The organism is Segeticoccus rhizosphaerae, assembly GCF_009192725.1.
Lineage (GTDB): Bacteria > Actinomycetota > Actinomycetes > Actinomycetales > Dermatophilaceae > Segeticoccus > Segeticoccus rhizosphaerae.
In genome coordinates this window covers 1-3,317 of record NZ_VOHR01000378.1, presented here as the reverse complement: position 1 = coordinate 3,317, position 3,317 = coordinate 1, and the positions used below count along the sequence as shown (strand labels likewise).

The 3,317-nt window shown below is 74.5% G+C and carries 4 protein-coding genes; 1 reads left to right on the top strand and 3 read right to left on the bottom strand.

Annotated elements, in window-relative coordinates; all coding sequences use genetic code 11:
- A partial coding sequence (locus FRW57_RS19300) for a DUF5937 family protein (RefSeq protein WP_152186800.1) occupies positions 1–738 on the bottom strand: 738 nt, incomplete at its 3' end.
- 129 nt (positions 739–867) lie between these two features.
- Here FRW57_RS19300 and FRW57_RS19295 point away from each other — a divergent pair.
- The gene (locus tag FRW57_RS19295; RefSeq protein ID WP_152186799.1) at positions 868–2,043 is read left to right on the top strand and encodes an MFS transporter; all 1,176 of its coding nucleotides are present in this window, start codon (positions 868–870) and stop codon (positions 2,041–2,043) included.
- A 77-nt stretch (positions 2,044–2,120) separates the two neighbouring features.
- Here FRW57_RS19295 and FRW57_RS19290 read toward each other — a convergent pair whose 3' ends face one another.
- Positions 2,121–3,083 carry an aminoglycoside phosphotransferase family protein gene (locus FRW57_RS19290; protein ID WP_238384819.1) on the bottom strand — a complete coding sequence of 321 codons (963 nt, stop codon included), beginning with the start codon at positions 3,081–3,083 and terminating at the stop codon, positions 2,121–2,123.
- A gap of 48 nt (positions 3,084–3,131) precedes the next feature.
- A partial coding sequence (locus tag FRW57_RS23520; protein ID WP_162529429.1) for a hypothetical protein occupies positions 3,132–3,317 on the bottom strand: 186 nt, incomplete at its 5' end.

The window sequence follows — 3,317 nt, the reverse complement described above, 5'->3', positions numbered from 1 at the left end:
CGGGGCCGCCACCAGCGCCTCGCCCGCCGGGCTGCGGTGGTAGAGCACCGAGCGGCCGGACCGCGCACGGTCCACGAGTCCCGCGCGGCCCAGCACCGCGAGGTGGTCACCGACACCACCGATGCTCTGTCGGAGCACCCGAGCCAGCTGGGTGGTGCTCGCGGGCTGGTCGAGGGCGGTCAGCACCGCGGCTCTGGTGCGACCGAGCAGCTGCGCCAGGGCGTCGGGGGGACCGGCAGGACCGCCCTCGTCGGGGCTGCGCCACAGGGCGCCCACTCCCCGGGCCGGGTAGACGAGCGCCGGGGGCCAGGGCGGGTCCAGGGTCACCGCGAGACCCGGCCAGACGAAGACCGACGGCACGAACAGCAGCCCGCGACCGTCGAGGTCCACGTCCTGGTCACGCCACCGGTCGACCCGGATCAGACCGTGGGCCCAGCGCACCCGCGCATGCAGGTCGTCGAGGGCCGACGCCCACCCCCTCGAGACGAGCCGCTCAGCCCGGTGGACGACGTCTCGCTCCAGGACGGCACGCAGCAACGGCCAGTCGGGGGCGAGCACCGTGTCCCAGCACCCGGCGAGGGCGTCGGCGAGCAGCACGGTGACGTCATCGCGCGCGAGCACCTCCCGCACCTGTTCGCTGGCGCGTCGATGCGCCATGGCGGTGCTGATCTCGGCGCGGGCCTGTGCCGTGGGGCAGGAGCGCACCGCATCCAGCAGATCGTCGATGGTGTCCGCCACCCCCCCCGAGGGACGGGCGAGAGGAAATCGGCCCCGTAGCCCGGCGGTTGCAGGACCAGCACGGCATGCACGCCCACGTTGCCGCTGACCTGCTCGAACCGCTGCCGGGCGCGTGCCACCCACGGGTCCGTGGCCGGGTCCCGCCGGGTGCTGTTCGGCACGGTGTTCCTCTACGTGCTCGGGTTCCAGTTCGAGATCCTCGGCCTCGCCGTCCTGGTCTACGCCCGCACCAGCTCTCCGCTGCTCAGCGCCGTGACCTTCGGTGTCGGTTTCGGGCCGCAGGTCTTCGGTGGGGCCCTGCTGACTTCACTCGCCGACCGGTTCTCGCCGCACCTCGTGATCGCCTGGGGACTCGTGGTGCGCGCCGCCCCGGGGATCGCCATCGGACTGGCCCCGGGCCTGCCCGTCGCGGCCATGCTGGTGCTCGTCGGAGTCGCGGCGACCGTCGCGCCGGTCTTCACGGCCGCCTCGGGGGGCCTGCTGCCGCAGCTGCTCGAGGGCGATCGCTACGTCCTGGGTCGCTCGATGCTGTCGATGATCGGGTCGGGCACGCAGATCGTGGGTCTCGGGCTCGGCGGCGCGGTGCTCGCCGTCGTCGCCGCACCCGACCTGCTGCTCGTCGCCGGCGGTTCGCTCCTTGTCGCCGGGGTGGTCGCCGGGTCGGGCCTGCGGCACGTCGGACGCCTGCCGGCGAGCGCGGAGCAGCTCGGTGTCCTGCGCAGCTCCTTGCGTGGCAACGGGGAGCTGCTCGCCGACGGGCGGGTCCGCGGTCTGCTGCTCGCCCAGTGGGTGCCCGCGTGGTTCGTGACCGGGGCCGAGTCGTTGATCGTGTCGTATGTCGGGTCGCGCGGCGAGGCGGCGACCGGCGCCGGCGTCCTGCTCGCCTCCCTGCCGGTCGGCATGCTCGTCGGTGCCCTGGTGCTCGGCCGGTTCTGCCGGCCCCGCACCCGGGAGCGGCTGGCGCTCCCCCTGGCCATCGCGCTCGGACTGCCGTTGCTGGTCTTCGCCCTGGGGCCCAACCTGCCGGTGGCTGGAGCGCTGCTCGTGACGTCCGGCCTGTGCTGCGGCTACGGCACCGGCATCCAGCGGATCTTCGTCGACAGCCTTCCGGAGGGTCGGCGCGGTCAGGCCTTCGGGCTCGCCTCGACCGGGATGATGGGCGGTCAGGGCCTGAGCCCGCCACTGGCCGGTGCGCTCGCCGTCGCCGTCGGGGTGGGCGGCGCCATGGCCGCCTGCGGTGCACTGGTCGTGCTGTCCGCCTTGGCCCTGCGTCACCCGCTCTCTCCCGAGCCCTCTGCCGAGTGACCCCCGTGCGGCTCTTCGTTGCAGGAGCGTCGTTGTGGGCGACCAGAGCACGACAGAGACCCGCGGGGCAGGGAGGCTCAGTTCGCTTGCAGGGCCTTGAGGGCGACGACCTTGGCGGACAGCTCCGCCGCCGAGCTCTCCCCGGGGCGGGCGGCCTCCCACATCGCGTTGACCGCTTCCCGCACGATCGACCACGCGCGGGCGCGCTCCGGGTCGATCCCCGCGGCGTCGCAGACGAGCTCCAGGCGGCGGCGCAGCGCGCGTCTGACGTCGCCGGTCGCCACCGCCTCGTCCCACCGGTTCCACAGCGCCGGAGCCACCGCGTATGCCGGTTCGGCCGCCAGAGGCTGGGGGTCGATGGCGAGCCAGCGCTGACGCTCCGCCCCGGCCAGGACGTTCTCGTAGTGCAGGTCGGCATGGACCAGCCGGGCGTCGACGAGGTCCGACGCGGCGAGGTCGAGGGCGAGGCCGCTCGCCTGGCGTAGAAAGCGGGGTGGGACCGGTGCCCCCGAGGGCCGGCTGGCCAGGTCGTCCAGCTCCGAGGCCCACCGGCAGGCCAGGTCCGACAGACGCAGGGAGCGGGGCAGCGCCGGTCCGTCGAGCTGCCCCAGCAGCTGCCCGATGACGGTGCAGGCTTCGTCGATCGGCTCGTCCAGGAGGGTGCGGGTCGGGTCGAGCCGCTCGAGCAGCAGGGCCCACCGGGAGGGGTCCGCGGCCAGGAGCCGCACCGCACCGTGCCCGTCCCAGCGGCGCAACGCCAGGTGCTCCCCGGCGGCCTCCGGGTGCGGCCAGACGATCTTGAGCACGGCCTCGGCCCCGCCCGCCTGGTTCCTCTCGGCAGCGCGGGCGCGGTGCACCGGCAACACGAGGGCCGCCATACCGTGCATGGCCCTGCCCACCACCTCGAGACCCCACTGGTCGAGGCAGTCGCGGATCAGGCCGGGCAGCTCGCGCAACCAGTCGGCGCCCTCGACGCCGCCCTCCGGCTCGTGGTTGTTCACGAGGCGGCGGAAGGCGTCGGGAATGACCAGCTCAGCCACGGGGGCTTCCCGCGAAGTATCGGAGTGGGCTGGCTCCGTGGGGTGAGCTCACGGCTGCTGCAGGCCGGGGAAGGGGGTCAGCGGCACTCCCCAGTCGCGGCCCAGCACCACCGAGTCCGACAGCACCAGCACCAGTCCGGTCAGGGCGTCAGCGTCGCCGGCCGCCCCCGGGAGGAGGCCGGCCGTGCTGCTGGACAGCCCGGCGAGGACGTGCCGGGCCAGCGTCGTGCGGGT